10 protein-coding genes, 15 tRNA genes and 1 pseudogene are annotated in these 16,970 nt (G+C 40.2%); 10 read left to right on the top strand and 16 right to left on the bottom strand.

All coding sequences use genetic code 11. From position 1 onward, the window contains the following. Positions 1-304: 304 nt before the first annotated feature. From B1F84_RS09365 to B1F84_RS09335, 7 genes are all read right to left on the bottom strand, one after another. A tRNA-Val gene (locus B1F84_RS09365) sits at positions 305-380 on the bottom strand. Positions 381-429: 49 nt separating this feature from the next. Continuing rightward, a tRNA-Val gene (locus B1F84_RS09360) sits at positions 430-505 on the bottom strand. A gap of 151 nt (positions 506-656) precedes the next feature. Further along, positions 657-732, bottom strand: a tRNA-Val gene (locus B1F84_RS09355). Positions 733-781: 49 nt separating this feature from the next. Continuing rightward, positions 782-857 (bottom strand) — tRNA-Val (locus tag B1F84_RS09350). Positions 858-1,023: 166 nt separating this feature from the next. After that, positions 1,024-1,099: transfer RNA gene (locus B1F84_RS09345), tRNA-Val, on the bottom strand. 169 nt (positions 1,100-1,268) lie between these two features. Then, positions 1,269-1,344: transfer RNA gene (locus B1F84_RS09340), tRNA-Val, on the bottom strand. A gap of 146 nt (positions 1,345-1,490) precedes the next feature. After that, positions 1,491-1,566: transfer RNA gene (locus tag B1F84_RS09335), tRNA-Val, on the bottom strand. A gap of 766 nt (positions 1,567-2,332) precedes the next feature. Between B1F84_RS09335 and B1F84_RS09330 the strand changes: the two genes are divergently transcribed. The 9 genes from B1F84_RS09330 to B1F84_RS09290 all read left to right on the top strand — a co-directional run bounded on the left by B1F84_RS09330 (position 2,333) and on the right by B1F84_RS09290 (position 4,156). Next, positions 2,333-2,408, top strand: a tRNA-Ala gene (locus B1F84_RS09330). A 36-nt stretch (positions 2,409-2,444) separates the two neighbouring features. Beyond that, positions 2,445-2,520, top strand: a tRNA-Glu gene (locus tag B1F84_RS09325). Between the two features lie 142 nt (positions 2,521-2,662). Further along, positions 2,663-2,738: transfer RNA gene (locus tag B1F84_RS09320), tRNA-Glu, on the top strand. Between the two features lie 85 nt (positions 2,739-2,823). Then, positions 2,824-2,899: transfer RNA gene (locus B1F84_RS09315), tRNA-Glu, on the top strand. A gap of 86 nt (positions 2,900-2,985) precedes the next feature. Next, positions 2,986-3,061: transfer RNA gene (locus tag B1F84_RS09310), tRNA-Glu, on the top strand. 85 nt (positions 3,062-3,146) lie between these two features. Further along, positions 3,147-3,222 (top strand) — tRNA-Glu (locus tag B1F84_RS09305). Between the two features lie 85 nt (positions 3,223-3,307). Next, positions 3,308-3,383: transfer RNA gene (locus tag B1F84_RS09300), tRNA-Glu, on the top strand. Between the two features lie 180 nt (positions 3,384-3,563). Continuing rightward, positions 3,564-3,639: transfer RNA gene (locus B1F84_RS09295), tRNA-Glu, on the top strand. Between the two features lie 250 nt (positions 3,640-3,889). Continuing rightward, entirely contained in the window at positions 3,890-4,156 is a 267-nt protein-coding gene (locus tag B1F84_RS09290; RefSeq protein ID WP_055013360.1) for a DksA/TraR family C4-type zinc finger protein, read from the top strand. A 49-nt stretch (positions 4,157-4,205) separates the two neighbouring features. Here B1F84_RS09290 and gloA read toward each other — a convergent pair whose 3' ends face one another. The 3 genes and pseudogenes from gloA to B1F84_RS18015 all read right to left on the bottom strand — a co-directional run. Then, complete coding sequence (gene gloA, locus B1F84_RS09285) at positions 4,206-4,592, bottom strand: lactoylglutathione lyase (protein WP_131691256.1); 387 nt, start codon at positions 4,590-4,592, stop codon at positions 4,206-4,208. 86 nt (positions 4,593-4,678) lie between these two features. Further along, positions 4,679-6,589 carry an aminotransferase class V-fold PLP-dependent enzyme gene (locus B1F84_RS09280; protein ID WP_131691255.1) on the bottom strand — a complete coding sequence of 637 codons (1,911 nt, stop codon included), beginning with the start codon at positions 6,587-6,589 and terminating at the stop codon, positions 4,679-4,681. 220 nt (positions 6,590-6,809) lie between these two features. Continuing rightward, positions 6,810-7,031 (bottom strand): annotated as a pseudogene (locus B1F84_RS18015) (endonuclease III); the annotation flags it as partial. Between the two features lie 117 nt (positions 7,032-7,148). Between B1F84_RS18015 and B1F84_RS09270 the strand changes: the two are divergent. Further along, complete coding sequence (locus B1F84_RS09270) at positions 7,149-10,964, top strand: SIR2 family protein (RefSeq protein ID WP_131691254.1); 3,816 nt, start codon at positions 7,149-7,151, stop codon at positions 10,962-10,964. A gap of 103 nt (positions 10,965-11,067) precedes the next feature. Here the strand turns inward: B1F84_RS09270 and nth are convergent, their stop codons facing one another. The 6 genes from nth to rsxB are packed head-to-tail and all read right to left on the bottom strand — an operon-like array spanning position 11,068 to position 16,970. Beyond that, positions 11,068-11,703: an endonuclease III gene (gene nth, locus B1F84_RS09265; protein ID WP_131691253.1), complete on the bottom strand. Its 636-nt coding sequence runs from the start codon at positions 11,701-11,703 to the stop codon at positions 11,068-11,070. Between the two features lie 45 nt (positions 11,704-11,748). Beyond that, entirely contained in the window at positions 11,749-12,447 is a 699-nt protein-coding gene (locus B1F84_RS09260; protein WP_008115234.1) for an electron transport complex subunit E, read from the bottom strand. Then, positions 12,444-13,082 (bottom strand): electron transport complex subunit RsxG, encoded by a 639-nt coding sequence (gene rsxG, locus B1F84_RS09255; RefSeq protein WP_131691252.1) that lies wholly within the window; start codon positions 13,080-13,082, stop codon positions 12,444-12,446. Before rsxG ends, B1F84_RS09260 begins: the two co-directional genes overlap by 4 nt. Continuing rightward, on the bottom strand, positions 13,079-14,137 hold the full coding sequence (rsxD, locus tag B1F84_RS09250) for an electron transport complex subunit RsxD (RefSeq protein ID WP_131691251.1): 1,059 nt from the start codon (positions 14,135-14,137) through the stop codon (positions 13,079-13,081). The genes rsxG and rsxD overlap by 4 nt, the downstream gene beginning before the upstream one ends. Further along, a complete protein-coding gene (rsxC, locus tag B1F84_RS09245) occupies positions 14,134-16,407 on the bottom strand; it encodes an electron transport complex subunit RsxC (RefSeq protein WP_131691250.1) in 2,274 nt (757 codons plus the stop codon). Before rsxC ends, rsxD begins: the two co-directional genes overlap by 4 nt. A gap of 8 nt (positions 16,408-16,415) precedes the next feature. Next, entirely contained in the window at positions 16,416-16,970 is a 555-nt protein-coding gene (gene rsxB / locus B1F84_RS09240) for an electron transport complex subunit RsxB (protein ID WP_008115242.1), read from the bottom strand.

Raw genomic sequence — 16,970 nt, 5'->3', positions numbered from 1 at the left:
AAATTAATTCTAAAGGTTTATATTTTTACCTTAAAAGAGCTAAAAACCCATTTAAAGTAAATGAATAGCACGCGTAATAAAGTAAGTTTAAACAAAATGATTTTGGAGATAATAAAACTCGAAAGATAAATTTTTGGTATGTGATTGGAATACTGATTTTTTGAAACCGAAGAATTACTTGGTAACGAATTTCTAAATGGTAATTAATACTGAACTTGAACTAAAAGAGTGGAGGATAATGAATATTAAAATGGAAGGTGGTACTGGAGGATTTAGATTTTTGTAATATGCACCATTCAAAGAATGGTGGGTCGTACTGGACTTGAACCAGTGACCCTCGCCTTGTAAGGGCGATGCTCTCCCAACTGAGCTAACGACCCATATTACAAATTTACAAATGACTATTAACATAATAATAGAATTTATATGTGGTGGGTGATACTGGACTTGAACCAGTGACCCTCGCCTTGTAAGGGCGATGCTCTCCCAACTGAGCTAATCACCCACATATAAATTAAAACGCTACTATTAAAATAAATAGTACTGGACTTTAACCAGTGAACCTCGCCGTTACTTGTAAATAGCGGTGACGCTCTCTTTTTCTAACTGAGCTAATCACCCATTTAGATATCTTGTAATATGCACCATTCAAAGAATGGTGGGTCGTACTGGACTTGAACCAGTGACCCTCGCCTTGTAAGGGCGATGCTCTCCCAACTGAGCTAACGACCCATATTACAAATTTACACATGACTATTAACATAATAATAGAATTTATATGTGGTGGGTGATACTGGACTTGAACCAGTGACCCTCGCCTTGTAAGGGCGATGCTCTCCCAACTGAGCTAATCACCCACATATAAATTAAAACGCTACTATTAAAATAAACAGTACTGGACTTTAACCAGTGAACTTCGCCGTTACTTGTAAATAGCGGTGATGCTCTCATTTCTTGTAACTGAGCTAACGACCCATATTACAAATTTAAACATGTAACTATTTGTATAATAATTTTTATATGTGGTGGGTGATACTGGACTTGAACCAGTGACCCTCGCCTTGTAAGGGCGATGCTCTCCCAACTGAGCTAATCACCCACATATAAATTAATCAAAACTATTATAATAAATAGTACTGGATTTTAACCAGTGAACTTCGCCGTTACTTGCAAATAGCGGTGATGCTCTCATTTCTTGTAACTGAGCTAACGACCCATATTACAAATTTAAAACAAATAGCTACTTATATAATAACAGTTTTTATATGTGGTGGGTGATACTGGACTTGAACCAGTGACCCTCGCCTTGTAAGGGCGATGCTCTCCCAACTGAGCTAATCACCCACATATAAATCAAACTAAACTATTATAAAAATAGTACTGGACTTTAACCAGTGAACCTCGCCGTTATTTGTAAATAACGATGACACTCTATTATTTCTAACTGAGCTAATTACCCATATAGAACTTAGATACGACACATTAGAATGTGGTGGGTGATACTGGACTTGAACCAGTGACCCTCGCCTTGTAAGGGCGATGCTCTCCCAACTGAGCTAATCACCCGCATCTAAACAACACCACATTGCTGCGTTGTTGTGGGGCGCTATTATAGATAGACTTGTAAATGTGTCAACACTTGAATGATAAAAATGTGCTGAATGAAGCTTTTATAATCAATGCAATGCAAATAGTGTTCACTTTATCAACAAGGTAACATAAAACGAACAATAAGCATGCATGGCTGGGCGCTAATGTAACTACATTCATATTCACTTGATAGGGCTCTGTTGCTTTTTAAGGATGAAAATTAATTCAATTTAGTGGTAATTGATTTACCGAGCCAGGGTTGCAACCAAGAAATCAAAGTAAAGCTTTCTAGTTCAGATCATCCTGCCTATATTATTCAATTGTTTAAACCACTCAAATTAGCAAGTTGTTTATCGCTTAGCATAGTTAAGCTTTACAATTAGCATTTAATAAAATCCAGCTAGGTTATGATGGAAGTAGGCCAGTTTTAGGCAAAAAGCGGTGGTAACTCAATTTGCATATAAATGTATACCTTTTGAGTCCGATGTGAATAGGTACTTTTAGTATTATAAAGTCGTTATTCTCAACTCAAACGCAAATGTGGCACACTTAACGTAACTCATGGTTACTAAATACTATGAAAATCTACTTTTTAGCATGTATGATAGCCAGTTTGTTGAAAATTAAACCATTTAAATAATGTCGCACAAAAAACTGTTGACTTTATTTTGGGGGGTGCATAGAATGCGCCCCGCACTAAGCGATACACGACGTGGTTATCACCGAGCGTATTGAATAAGTTGGGGCTATAGCTCAGCTGGGAGAGCGCTTCGCTGGCAGCGAAGAGGTCTGCGGTTCGATCCCGCATAGCTCCACCAATTTTTAGTGTTTGTCCTAGGGTAGCAGTTTTCTGTGTCCCCATCGTCTAGAGGCCTAGGACACCGCCCTTTCACGGCGGTAACAGGGGTTCGAATCCCCTTGGGGACGCCACTTAACTTTTAGTTAAAGGCGGTTTTACCGAGAAAATAGCGTAACACATAAAGCTCGAGTCTTTATTTGTACTATTACGCCATTACCTTAAAGCTCAGGATGTGAGTTTAACTAATCAATTGTCCTAGTGACACTTTTTAGTGTCCCCATCGTCTAGAGGCCTAGGACACCGCCCTTTCACGGCGGTAACAGGGGTTCGAATCCCCTTGGGGACGCCACTTACTATTATACAGTAGGGTAGTGTTATTAAAGCTCGTCTGAATCGAGTCTAAACTTTCAGTTGTCCTAGTGACACTTTTTAGTGTCCCCATCGTCTAGAGGCCTAGGACACCGCCCTTTCACGGCGGTAACAGGGGTTCGAATCCCCTTGGGGACGCCACTTACTTTTTCCAAAGTAGGGTAGTGTTATTAAAGCTCGTCTGAAACGAGTTAAACCATTCAGTTGTCCTAGTGACACTTTTTAGTGTCCCCATCGTCTAGAGGCCTAGGACACCGCCCTTTCACGGCGGTAACAGGGGTTCGAATCCCCTTGGGGACGCCACTTACTATTATATAGTAGGGTAGTGTTATTAAAGCTCGTCTGAATCGAGTCTAAACTTTCAGTTGTCCTAGTGACACTTTTTAGTGTCCCCATCGTCTAGAGGCCTAGGACACCGCCCTTTCACGGCGGTAACAGGGGTTCGAATCCCCTTGGGGACGCCACTTACTATTATACAGTAGGGTAGTGTTATTAAAGCTCGTCTGAATCGAGTCTAAACTTTCAGTTGTCCTAGTGACACTTTTTAGTGTCCCCATCGTCTAGAGGCCTAGGACACCGCCCTTTCACGGCGGTAACAGGGGTTCGAATCCCCTTGGGGACGCCACTTACTTATTTCTAATAGGGAAGTGCAGTGTTATTAAGCAACTCGCCTGAAACGAGTTAAACCATTCAGTTGTCCTAGTGACACAGAAAATGTTTCTGAGAAGATAATGCCATTCGCCTCGCAGGCTCGGCTCATCTTACGCAGAAATAGCAAATCAGTGATTTGCAAACCAATTTCTGCGTCCCCATCGTCTAGAGGCCTAGGACACCGCCCTTTCACGGCGGTAACAGGGGTTCGAATCCCCTTGGGGACGCCACTTACTTTTTCTAAAGTAGGTATGTGTTATTAAGATAAAAAACTTTCTGTTCAAGCGCTTCTTACGTTCGTCTATAAAATACCTCTCTAAATTAAGTATTTAGGTTTATCAAAGCCTAGAGTCACGATATTCACTCAAGTATTGTTCAACCTCAAAAGACTTAATTAAAAGTATCTGTGTTTTTTATTCAGGGCTTATAAATATTCTACTTGTTAATCTACATAAAACTTCCAAAAAATGAGGAGGATTTATGGCAAGTGGATGGGCGCGAGATGGCGCAATTCAAGATCAAATAGATGCAAGTGTTAATGATGCAGTGCAATACGCAAGAAGTAACCTAATTTCAGGAGCGAGCGCTGAGCTTTGTGATGAGTGTGACGAGAGAATACCACAAGCAAGAAGGTTAGCATTACCAGGCGTGCGCTACTGTATTTCATGCCAAGCGGAATTAGAAGGGCTACCAAGTAATGCTAACGCGTTTAATCGCCGTGGCAGTAAAGATAGTCAATTACGATAAAGGTGCTCAAGGCACCTTTTTTTATGGGTAAAATACTACCCGTGATTATTTATGATTTTTTCTGAATAAGTTCAATTGCATATCCATCAGGGTCTTTAACAAATGCAATTTCCGTTTTGCCACCTTTTACTGGACCTGGTTCACGACTAACGTTACCGCCAGCTGCTTTGATATCCTCACAGGCCTTATAAATATCATCAAATTCAATCGCTATATGGCCATAGGCATTACCTAAATCGTAGCTGTCAGTATCCCAGTTATAGGTCAGTTCAAGTACTGTTGTATCAGTTTCATCACCGTAGCCGACGAAGGCAAGGGTATAGCGATACTCTTCATTATCAGCACGACGTAACTCTTTCATACCTAGCGCATTAGTGTAAAAGGCAATTGATTTATCTAGATCAGCAACCCGTAACATAGTATGTAGTAAACGCATTTAAATTTACCTCAATTTATTCTTTGAAATCTGTAAAGTACGATTATAAGCAATTCCTAATCATAAAACTGTATTACGCGATATTTTTACTTCTCAACTTTACCTTTAAGAACATATATTTCGCCATCAAAACTGCCCTGAATCGTTAACCCTTGTCCTGCAAGCTCCTTCAGATAGTCTATATGCTCTTGTGTAATATGTTGCCCCGGAACCAAAAGCGGAATGCCTGGCGGGTAGGGCGTAACTAAACCGGCGCAAATGCGGTTGTTACTTTTGCTAATAGGTACCGATTCGCGCTCGCCATAAAAAGCTTCGCTTGGAATACAGGCTAAGTCTATAGCTGGTAAATTCTCCGGTAAGCGAGAACGTCGTGTCGATGTGGCTAGTTTTACCTTGCCACTATCGAGTTTTTTCAACGCATTGTATAAGCGAATGATCTTCGAGCGCGTGCCGCCAAGAGTCAGTAACACCAAAATAGTACTGTGGGTGTATTTTTCTATTTCTAAGCCAATTTCATCCAGCAGATACTTATGAATATCTTTTAATGAATAGGGTAATTCGCTAATGTCGATAAGAATTTTTAGCGGGTCGTGGCCCATGTTATCACCACTAAAGTGCGGGAATATTTCCATAAACTCTTGTTTACCAAGCACTTTAATCTGCTTTAGTGATGCCATCTGTTGCTTAAATTCGTCTACATGATTTAACAAGGCATTGAGTAACTTATAGCCTTCCATCTCCAATTGTTTTTGGCACACATCAAGAGAAGCGATAAGCTGATATTTCGGCGATGTACTGGCATAAATACTGTAAATCTCGCGAAAGAAGTCAGCATCAAAATCAGGATCGTTTACATGGATATACGATGCCTGAGAAAACGCCGATACCACTTTATGCGCTGAATGAGTTACATAATCAGCGCCAGCATGAATGGCGGAATAGTAACGTAAGCTTGGATGAAACAGCGAGTAAGCAAACCACGCTTCGTCGATAAACACCTTAATACCATGTTGATGAGCAAACTCGACTACCTGTTTAAGGTCACTCAGTAGGCCATCGTAAGTACAGCCTGTTAGTACCAGCAATTTCGCATCGCTGTTCTGCTCAATTGTTTGTTTGATATCAGCCAATGACGGTGGCGCAAAAATCCCATATTTAGGGTTTAAAATACTCGACAAATAAATGGGTAAACTGGCTGATTGCAAAATGCCATAGTGCACAGATTTATGGCAATTACGGTCAATAATCACTTTATCGCCTTTGCGAAGCAGTGTCTGCAAGATGATTTTATTTGAAGTGGATGACCCATTAGTGACGAAGTAAGTGTGCTTCACCTCAAACGTAGCAGCAGCTGACTCTTGGGCACGTCCAATGGTATTGGTGCTATCTGATAATGATCCTAACGAATCGACTGACACCGACAAGTCACCCACAAACACATTACGGCCATAAAACTGATAAAAATCTTTAATATAGGGAGAATTTCTAAAGCTTGAACCACCGCTGTGCCCAGGTGTGTGCCATGAATCGTTCGACTCGCCAACATAACGGCGGTACGCTGTCCAAAAAGGCGTTTCTGAGCGATCATCAAAGTCGTTGATCATATAACCTAAAATTGCTTCAGGGTCTGAGATTACTTCATCTTTAAAGAAGAATGACTCAATCTCCTCCGACTCATTAACGATTTCTAGCCCCTCTGTGTCGTCTCCAATAACATACACAGGTAACTCAAGGCGGATCCTCTTTAGTTGCTCGATAAAGCGGCTATACATTTTCTCACCTACTTTATTTTGCACATCCCAACTAAGTACAACAGCTTGAATATCGCCATCTTCTTCTACACACTCAAGCGCTTCTTTAAGTTCAAGACGTTCAATAATATCGATATGAATATCGTTTCGCTCAAAATTAGGGATAACTTTTGACAGATTCGTCGAAAGCTCGTTTAAGGTGTTAGGGTCTTGCTCAATCAGTAATATACGAAGTAAGGGTAACATAGAGGGTCGCACTATAATTTTATTATGCTCAGTAGCATAACTAATGAATTAAGACTTGTGAAATTAATACTTTGAAAATGTGCCTATAACTGCTTTTAGTACGGGTGCAGATATAAGCGTTTATTTAATTAATTTGCAGTATAAGAAAGTGCAAGGTGCCAAAATTAGTCACCCACATTAAGAAATAGCACGTTTTGATAGAAGAACACTCGCCATATAGTTACTCAGTTTTATCTTTAAACTCACACAAGCCTTCGATAATACAGCTGCCACACTTAGGTTTTCGGGCAACAAAGGTAAAGCGCCGGTGAAGAATAAATCAATGATGCACGTCTACTATAAATTCAACAGGCACTATTTTTTCAAGCTTTTTTCTTCCTCAGCTATATTTCTACATAGCGAGTTCAGTATGGATGGAGGCATGAGATATATATGTGTCTATGTTCATTTTTAAATGACATTATTTATTCACTTTTGAAAAGAGTCTTAATTAATCTATTGATTTTAGTGTCTTTAAAGTAAGATAGTGCTTATATAATAGTTAAATGGAATTTTCTTAATGACTGAAATAAAACTACCTTCTTCTTTAAAAACACTCATAACTAATAATGAGGTGATTCCTTTAATTGGTGCAGGTGTTTCCATGTCAGTCCAAACTAACAAAGGAAATAGGGCTTTTCCATCATGGCCCGAATTACTCAAAAATGCCGCTAGTAAATTAGAAGATGAGAATTTGGTAAAACATTCTCAGATGGTAAATTTGCAAGTAGATACCGGTATGTATCAAGAGGCGGCCCGAGTTGTTCAATCAAATCTACCGGGCCGTCAGTGGTTTGAATTTCTTAAGTCTCAATTTTCTATTAATTTCAGTGAATTAGACCATAAGTCTAAAGAGTTACCAAAAGCAATTTGGCGATTAAGTAATAGGGTTGTTACTTTAAATTACGATAAGGTTCTTGAGTGGGCTCATGAAGAGTCTGCCAACTTATGTGTTTTTGATAACTCCAATTCTGAGCAGCTCGCAGCGTTTGCAAGACCGACTAAACAAGAAATGCTATGGCACTTGCACGGTAAAATAGAAGCTCCGCACCATATGATTCTTACTCCTCAATCCTACCACCGTTTATATCAAGATGATGCTGAGGAGCATTATGAATCAGCACTTATGAAGTTTAGAGAGTTGATAAGTAATAAAGTTATTTTATTTATTGGCTGTTCATTAGATGATGCGGAATTACTCGCTGAGATAGTAAAGCAAAATGAATTGTTCGATGGGAATACCGGACCACATTATGCGTTGGTGAGAGAAAGTGACAAGCAAGTAATTGACGCTAAGTTAACAGGTTGCCATGTCAAAACTATACCTTTTAGCGAGTTTGGTCAGCCATTAATTGATGCTGTACATCAATTAGCTGAATGTAAAATTATAAAAGATCAGCAGTTAGTTGAGCAAATAGTCGAAAAGTCATCCGAGAACTATGAAGCTTGTCCGCTACCATACGATAAAATTAGTTTATTCACAGCATCACCTTTAGATAAACCAATAAATGATTCAGATATTGTTGCAAAGCTCAAAAAATTTAAATATCCAATTCATCAACAAGCTTTTACTGAAAGTAACTTAATGGAGGCTGATGATTATTCCATTTTATTTTTATTAGCCAAAACAACGAGTAGTGGGTTGTTGATTGAAGACGACAACGCTTGTAGTGATTACTTAGCAATTGATGAACTAGAAAGTAGCTTACCAATTAATGCTAAAATAACAGTGTTGATCACAGATAAACTATTGAATAAGCAAGAACTAGAACAAGTTAAGTTTCCATTACTGGTTTTTCCTCTGTTAAATCAACAAGGCAAAGATCTTAAACCTCTTGATAAATTAGCGCATCAATTATTTAAAAGGCCGGATGTTAAACACTTCATTGATAAAAGTGATATTCAATCGGTGCATATTAGCGGTGAGTTATTAGAATCTCTGAAACCAGAAAACCGTCAGCATTGGCATAAGGATCAACCATTACTACCTAAAGGTATTAATACAAGTGAATTGCAAGGCTTTACAGGGCGTTTATCTGATTTAGCGGATATCAGCCAAAAGCTTGCTAAAGCAGCCAACAAACAAAGGTTATTAACAATTAAAGGCAGTGGTGGCTTAGGTAAAACAACAATAGCAAAAAAAGTGGCATTGGAATTAGCGAATCGCGGGCATTTTGATGCAGGTGTGAATTTTATTGATTGTGAACATATCTCAAGTAGCAATCAGCTTGAAATACACATCGGCAGTGCCTTTAACTTACGTGCCGCTGATGATTTATTTGGCCACTTAGCAAAACATTATGATCAGCGAGAGCGTTTACTGATTTTTGATAACTTAGAAAGTTTATTGTATTTAAAACAAGCGAATAAAAGTCAAAACAAGCAAGAAGTAGAACAAGTTAGGTTATTGTTATCGCAAACCCTAATGTACGCAAATGTGTTGGTTACTTCCAGAGAAAGTATTAATGCAGAATGGGAAGATGTGTTGCCATTTCGGCAAATGGAGTCTGAAGAAGCGTTAGCATTATTTAATCGCCTAACTAAAAACGGTTATTGCAGTGATAAAGATCAAGAGTTTGCGCGCAGAAAAATTCTAGAACCACTACTAAATAATAACCCGTTAGCCATTAAGTTAATTTGTGATGGTATGCCTGCTGGTAAAAGCTTAAAAGAGTTAAAGCAAGAGTTAGAAGACGACTTTTTTGATAAGGTTAAAGAAGAAGACTTAACTTTAATGTTTGACGATGAAGTTGATTTGAATATTAATCGACAAGAGTCTCTTTATGTTTCTATTCTTTATTCTTACGGTTCATTGGAGGAACATCAGAAACGCACATTTGAATCCTTCTCGTTATTTCCTGACGGAATAGATCTCGATACGTTTAAACGCATAATAATAGAAAGCAAAAAAGGGGGTAGAAACGAAGAGGCAAATAAATTGAAAAAGCCGATGAGTGATAAAGATATTGCCGTACTTACAAATAAATCATTAGTCGAAGCTTATGGTGGGTTTTATTCATTGCAGTCGGTTATTCAACGTTTTGCTCGCTTTCAGTTTGAACAACATACGGCAGAAAAAGATAAGCTTGAATTATTTAAACAAGCATTTGGTTATAATCAGCAAGTTATGGAGTTTATTTACAACCTTCGGGACACTAATAAAAAGTCGAATCTAATTTTCTCATCTCTTTTTAATAATCTGATAGCCGCGCTCACTTATGGCACTAAGAGCAATGTAATCAGAAGTGAAGATGAAGTAGAAGATTACTTTGAGATGGCTGAACACATTGGTGTTTTTTCAATTATTAAGTTAAATCTAGGTCCTGAATTTTTAGCTGCCTACGAAGCAATTAATATTGAAGGACTTATAACAAAAAGTAATGAATTTCAGGTAAGGCAGGTATGGAAACTCATAAAGCTTCTAGCGCGCTATTATAACGGAGAGTTTGATGCTGCTTATGAGGAATTAAAATCTTTAATGACAATTGAGTCGTTATCGGCTCTTTCAGGAAAGTATGAGAGAGGTCGAGTACTCGAAAGGATTGTTTATAATATTGCAATGAATCTATATGAGATGGAAGGTTATGCACTTGACAGGGTTGCCCATAACATAAAGTTGAATATATATCAGTACGTCACTTCTGTTTCATCGAATGTGCAAGTTGCAACGAATGTTGAACCCTTAATGGGCCTTGTTGCAACTAACTCGAGTTACTACGAGGCACAAGGTTACTTATATGGTGCAATCAATCTAAATCAACTAAATCATTCAATTGATGATCTATATGAAAATCAGCATATGGAAAGGGTGCAGTTAACTTATCTTAAATCGCGTGAAACTTATGTGAGCTATGAGGCTATAGATAAGTTGGTTAGCGTTAACCCTTATACGCGAGGTTTAAAAAAGCTGATGTATGCTTTTTCATGCGAGCATGAGCAGTCATCTGAGCTAGAACATAATGAGCTGAATGAGAATATAATTCAGTATTACCAATCAGCATTACCAGACTTAAGCCATATTAAGTTTTATTATGTGCAAGCTCTTTATTTTTATGCTCGATTTTTACAAAAAGCTGATGGTTTAGATTTCGAAACTATTTATGAGCAAGGGTTGGGGTTAACTAAAAGGCATCATTATCGATATTGGCAACACAGATTTTTATTATTAAAACAACCCAACTTAGGACGTTATAAACCAGATGATTATCCACTACCTGGAAACCCTGATATTTCGTCATTAGTTGAAAAGCAAGCTAAGTGGATAAAACAAACTTATGGTACAAGCTTGAATCCATTCAATCAGGGCAACACTGAGTTAAAAGCGCTTCCAAGTTAAATTTTTCAATAGTATTTTTTAGATGGGGGAGTTTTATAACTCTCCCTGATAAGCTTTAATTCAGCAGTAAAGTAAGTTCAAATTAGATACTAATTAGTGTGACTTAAATTTCAGTCTTATCTTTAAACTCACACAAGTCTTCAATAATACAGCTGCCACATTTAGGTTTTCGGGCAACACAGGTATAGCGACCATGCAAAATGAGCCAGTGATGTACATCGACTTTAAATTCTTTGGGGATCACTTTTTCGAGTTTTTGTTCAACCGCTACCACGTCTTTACCCATAGCAAGCTTGGTACGGTTTGATACACGGAATATGTGCGTATCTACAGCGATTGTCGGCCAGCCGAAGGCCGTATTTAATACTACGTTAGCAGTTTTACGGCCAACGCCAGGGAGTGCTTCTAGAGCTTCACGATTTTCAGGCACTTCACCGTTATGCTGATCTACCAATATTTGGCACATTTTATATACATTGGCTGCTTTTGAATTAAATAAGCCGATGGTTTTTATGTAATCACGCAGTGTGTCGTGGCCAATATCTAAAATGGCTTGTGGTGTATTAGCAACCGGAAATAATTTACGAGTGGCTTTATTTACCCCAACATCGGTTGCTTGTGCTGAAAGCGTAACGGCAACTAATAACTCAAACGGGCTTGAATATTCAAGCTCCGTTTCAGGATGTGGATTGTCGTCGCGTAAGCGAGTAAGTATTTGGTGACGTTTTTCTTTATTCATGTAACTTAAAACGCATTAGCTTTATTAAGTTAATGCGTTTTCCCCTTAAGTTAAGCTAGTAACACGCGCTCGAGGGCCTTTTTCAGCTTCTGGCGGTGCGACTTGTTTTGATTTTATTTGTGCATCAATTACGTTTTTAGCGGCGATCAGCAGACCAAGCCCTAAGAATGCGCCCGGTGGTAAAATGGCCAATAAAAACTGGCTATCAAAGCTAAATACTTCAATGCGCAATATAGCAGCCCAAGGCCCGAGTAATAAATCGGCACCATCAAATAATGTACCTTGCCCAATCAGCTCTCGCATAGCGCCAAGTACAACCAGAACCAACATAAAGCCTAAGCCCATCATTAAGCCATCAAAGGCAGATAAATGTACTGGGTTTTTTGAGGCAAACGCTTCTGCACGGCCAATAATGGCGCAGTTGGTTACAATTAACGGGATGAAAATCCCTAAAGATTGGTAGAGGCCAAAAGTGTAAGCGTTCATTAACAGCTGCACTATTGTTACAAAACCGGCAATGATCATCACAAATACAGGTATTCTAATATCTTTAGGTACCCAGTTACGCACTATTGATACGGTAATATTAGAGCCCACTAATACCAATAAGGTTGCTAAGCCTAAACCTAGCGCATTAGTAATTGTAGAGGTAACAGCGAGTAAAGGGCATAAACCTAATAACTGCACCAAGGCGGGGTTATTTCCCCATAAGCCTTCTTTGTAAAGGGTTTTTAATTCGCTCATGGCGTTACCTCTGGGCATGCGTTTGCTGCTGTGAACAGAGCATCAAAGTTATCTTGTGCATAAAGTACCGCGTTTTTGACTGAGCCTACAACGGCACGAGGTGTAATTGTAGCGCCAGTAAACTGATCAAACTGGCCGCCGTCTTTTTTAACGGCCCAACGATCGTCGCTTTCGCTTTTTACTGTTTTTGCATTAAATGTAGTGATCCAGTCTGATTTTTTTACTTCAACTTTATCACCTAAACCTGGCGTTTCTTCATGTTTGGTTACCCTTACACCCGCAATGGTACCATCACGATATACTGCACTGAGTAAGTTTATATCACCACTGTAGCCGCTAGGGGTGACATGACGAATGACTAATGCCACAGGTTCGTTATCTTTTCGGGCACGATAAATAACTTGGTTATCGTATGGCCCTAGTAATGGATCAGATATAATTACACAATCTTGCGATAGCTCATTGCTGTATTTGGAATGCGGCAATACTTCTTGAAGCTGATTAGTTAATTGCAACTGCTCTTGCTCTGCAATTTTATCAGCGGTAAGTGTATTAATTGTGACAACGAGTCCAGTTGTTAGTAACGCAAACCCACACAATATTGCGCCATTTTTTACCATTGAAGAAATAATCATTTTACTGCTCCATGGCCATAGGTTCTTGGTTGTGTATAGTAATCGATAAGCGGTACCGCTATGTTTATTAGCAACACCCCAAATGCAACTGCATCAGGGAAACCACCGAAGGTGCGAATTAAATACACAATAAAACCAATTGCTGCACCATAAATAAGGCGACCTCGATTAGTGGTTGCAGCTGATACAGGATCGGTGGCGATAAAAAAGGCCCCCAGCATAGTCGCACCACTAAATAAGTGAAACACTACACCCGGCTCTGTACCAGGCGAGGCAATATAACCAATTGCTGCGCATAGGCTTAAGCTTACAATAAAGCTCACTGGTATATGCCAGTTAATTACTTTTGTTTTTAACAGGTAAAGGCCGCCAAGTAAAAAGGCTAAGTTAACCCATCCCCAACCTAGGCCAGCCCATTCATTGAAAATAGGCTTTTGCATGCTCTCTGTCACCGTTAGCCCATGAGCAATATCTGTTTTTAAGGTATCAAGTGGGGTAGCCATTGTACTGCCGTCTATTGTGACTCGAAGCTGATCTAAACTGTATCCTAATGCAGTAAAGTCACTAAATATTAGGCTTAGTTGTTGGCTAAAAGTAATGCCCGTATTAAGTAATTCTGTAACGGGTAACCAAGCAGTCATTTGCACAGGGAACGACACTAATAAAAGCACGTAGGCTGCCATTGCGGGGTTAAATAAGTTAAATCCTAAGCCACCATATAACTGTTTAACAATAACAATAGCAAACAAACACCCTATAACAATAATCCACCAAGGCGCTAAAGGCGGAATACTTATTGCCAATAACACACCGGTAAGCCATGCACTGCCATCGCTTAATGCAGGCCAAATAGGGCGCTTACGCATTAACATAACGGCTGCTTCAAACGCGCTTACACACACTAACGCTAATAATAATTGGATAAGGACACCGGTGCCAAAAAATACAACTTGTGCAATAACACCAGGAATACAAGCCGCAATCACAGTTAACATTAACCGTGTCACAGACTTGTGACTATGATTGTGGGGTGAGCTGGCCATGGTTAGTTTCATGACTGATCATTTCCTTCTTTTTGTTGCTTTTTAGCTTTAGCACGAGCAATAGCGGCGGCTACGGCGGCTTTCTTTTTTTCTTGAGCTGTTTGCTGTGAACCTTGTGAAGATTCATCGTTGCTTTGTGGCTCAGTGTTTTCACTTTGTTTTGCTAATTCATCAGCTTGCGCTGCTTTTTTTGCTTTAGCACGGGCAATAGCGGCAGCGACGGCGGCTTTTTTATCATCTGCAGCAACTGGAGATTCATTTGTTGTGTCATCAGTTGCTGTTTGCTCATTTGATTGTGCTGCCTTTTTAGCTTTAGCACGGGCAATAGCGGCCGCGACGGCGGCTTTTTTATCATCTGCAGCAACTGGAGATTCACTTGCAGTGTCATCGCTTGCTGTTTCCTCATTAGCTTGTGCTGCTTTTTTGGCTTTAGCACGGGCAATGGCTGCAGCGACGGCGGCTTTTTTATCATCTGCAGCAGCTGGAGATTCACTTGCAGCGTCATCGCTTGCTGTTTGCTCATTAGCTTGTGCTGCCTTTTTGGCTTTAGCGCGGGCAATAGCGGCTGCAACTGCTGACTTTTTGTCATCTACAGCTTCGTCATCACCATTACTTTGTGCTTTTTGCTCTTTATAAAGGCGAGCTTGCTCTTTACGGGCTGCGCGTTCTTTTGCAACTTCACTGTTATCTGGCTCAAGTTCGCCACCTTGCTTTTTAGCTTTAGCACGCGCAATTGCCGCTGCTACAGCTGATTTATTGTCACCATCGCTGGTTTTGTCTTTAACGCGGGCAAGGGCATCGGCTACTTTTTGCTGTTCTTCGGTAGATTTAGCTGCAGGTTTACGTTTGTGGCGATTTTTTCGCTCAGCTTGTTCTTGCTCTAAACGCGCTTTACGTGCATCAAAGCGTTCTTTAGCGCGATCAGATTTTATCTTCTCGGCAATTTGCTCTTTAATCTCAACTTTTGCAACACGGTAGTACTGAACGAGTGGTATTTCACTTGGGCAAACATAGGCACACGCGCCACATTCAATACAATCAAATAAGTTATGTTCTTGGAGTTTGTCGTATTCTTTTGATTTAGCAAACCACTGTAACTGCTGTGGTAGTAATGACGCGGGGCACGCATCTGCACAGGCACTACAGCGAATACAGGCTTTTTCTGGGCCAGGCTCTGCTAATTCTTTATGATCTGGTGCAAGTATACAGTTTGTTGTTTTAACAACGCCAATACGAACCGTGGGTAAGGTAAAGCCCATCATAGGGCCGCCCATAACGACGCGCTGTTGTGGTACGGGTGAAAACCCCTGACAATCAAGTAAGTGTTTTATCTCAGTACCTAACAGCGCCCATACATTACCGGGCTTATGTATAGTATTACCCGTTACTGTTACTACGCGCTCTATTAACGGTTTGCCTTCGTATACAGCTTGCTGAATCGCAAATAAAGTGCCGGTGTTATGTACTAAAATGCCGATATCAGCAGGAATGCCACCATTAGGGACTTCACGGTTAGTGAGTAGTTTAATCAGCTGTTTTTCACCGCCAGAGGGATAAACAGTAGGCACGGTTTGCACTAAAATGTGCTCGTTATGCTTCGCCGCTTCTGTCATGGCTGTGATAGCCTCGGGCTTATTGTCTTCAATGCCAATAATACACAGGGTAGGATTGAGCAGCTGTTGCATGAGCTCAATACCTTTGATTATTTCAGCGGCATGTTCGCGCATTAAAGTATCGTCAGCCGTGATGTAAGGTTCACACTCAACGGCGTTCACGATTAAAAATTCAATCGGCTGCTTAATATCTGCTTTAACGTAGGTTGGAAAACCTGCGCCTCCCATACCAGAAATACCCGCATTATGAATAACATCAACGAGTTCATCGTGTGATGCATTGGCTGGGTTTGCTAAAGGCGATAGTTCACACCAGGTATCTTTGCCATCGGGTTCAATAATAATGCTTAATTCAGGCAAAGCAGAAGGGTGTGCTGATGGCATAGGCGTAATATCAATAATAGTGCCTGATGTAGGTGCATGCACAGGTACCGACCAGTTAGCAGAGGGCTTAGTTAATGGTTGACCTTTTAATACGTGCTGGCTTTTTTCTACAATTAATTTACCGCTAGCGCCAATATGCTGTTTTAAAGGCAGAACGAGTTTTTCGGGCAAAGGAAGGCGCGCAATAGGCGCATTATTAGATAATGACTTTTGCTGAGGAGGGTGTACGCCGCCAGGAAATGCCCAAACGGTGCCTTTTTTTATTTGTTCAAGTAACTTTTCCACTCAAACCTCTAATCTATTTGGGTAACAGGAATAGCGTCTAGTTGCCATTTCCAAGTTTGTTTTGTTGGTGCAACGGGTAGCATGTCAATACAATCGACCGGACAAGGTTCAACGCACAAGTCACAGCCTGTACATTCGTCAATTAGAACGGTGTGCATTTGTCGGGTTGCACCAACAATGGCATCAACAGGGCAGGCTTGAATACATTTGGTACAACCAATACATTCGTCTTCGCGAATGTAAGCCACCGTTTTAACCGGCTCTGCTTGTTCGCCGCCGGCTAAGGGTTTAGCTTCAACGCCCATCAAATCAGCTAACTTTTTAACGGTGGCATCACCACCAGGTGGGCACTTATTTATTTCATCACCATTGGCAATGGCTTCTGCATATGGGCGACAACCAGGATAACCACATTGACCACATTGTGTTTGTGGCAAAATGGTGTCGATTTGCTCCACTACAGGGTTACCTTCCACTCGAAAGCGAACGGCTGCAAATCCTAAAATTAATCCGAATATTAACGCCAGTAAACCCAGCGCTATTAAAGCGTACAACAAGGTCAT

Source organism: Pseudoalteromonas sp. DL-6, from assembly GCF_004328665.1.
In the GTDB taxonomy this organism is placed as follows: domain Bacteria; phylum Pseudomonadota; class Gammaproteobacteria; order Enterobacterales; family Alteromonadaceae; genus Pseudoalteromonas.
Note: the sequence above shows the minus strand (reverse complement) of the source record. Positions and strands in the feature narration are given on the sequence as shown.

Bases quoted from the DNA above. Each gene is read 5' to 3' on its own strand.
- B1F84_RS09290 (WP_055013360.1), top strand. From the start codon at position 3,890: ATGGCAAGTGGATGGGCGCGAGATGGCGCAATTCAAGATCAAATAGAT.
- gloA (WP_131691256.1), bottom strand. From the start codon at position 4,592: ATGCGTTTACTACATACTATGTTACGGGTTGCTGATCTAGATAAATCA.
- B1F84_RS09280 (WP_131691255.1), bottom strand. From the start codon at position 6,589: ATGTTACCCTTACTTCGTATATTACTGATTGAGCAAGACCCTAACACC.
- B1F84_RS09270 (WP_131691254.1), top strand. From the start codon at position 7,149: ATGACTGAAATAAAACTACCTTCTTCTTTAAAAACACTCATAACTAAT.
- nth (WP_131691253.1), bottom strand. From the start codon at position 11,703: ATGAATAAAGAAAAACGTCACCAAATACTTACTCGCTTACGCGACGAC.
- B1F84_RS09260 (WP_008115234.1), bottom strand. From the start codon at position 12,447: ATGAGCGAATTAAAAACCCTTTACAAAGAAGGCTTATGGGGAAATAAC.
- rsxG (WP_131691252.1), bottom strand. From the start codon at position 13,082: ATGATTATTTCTTCAATGGTAAAAAATGGCGCAATATTGTGTGGGTTT.
- rsxD (WP_131691251.1), bottom strand. From the start codon at position 14,137: ATGAAACTAACCATGGCCAGCTCACCCCACAATCATAGTCACAAGTCT.
- rsxB (WP_008115242.1), bottom strand. From the start codon at position 16,970: ATGACCTTGTTGTACGCTTTAATAGCGCTGGGTTTACTGGCGTTAATA.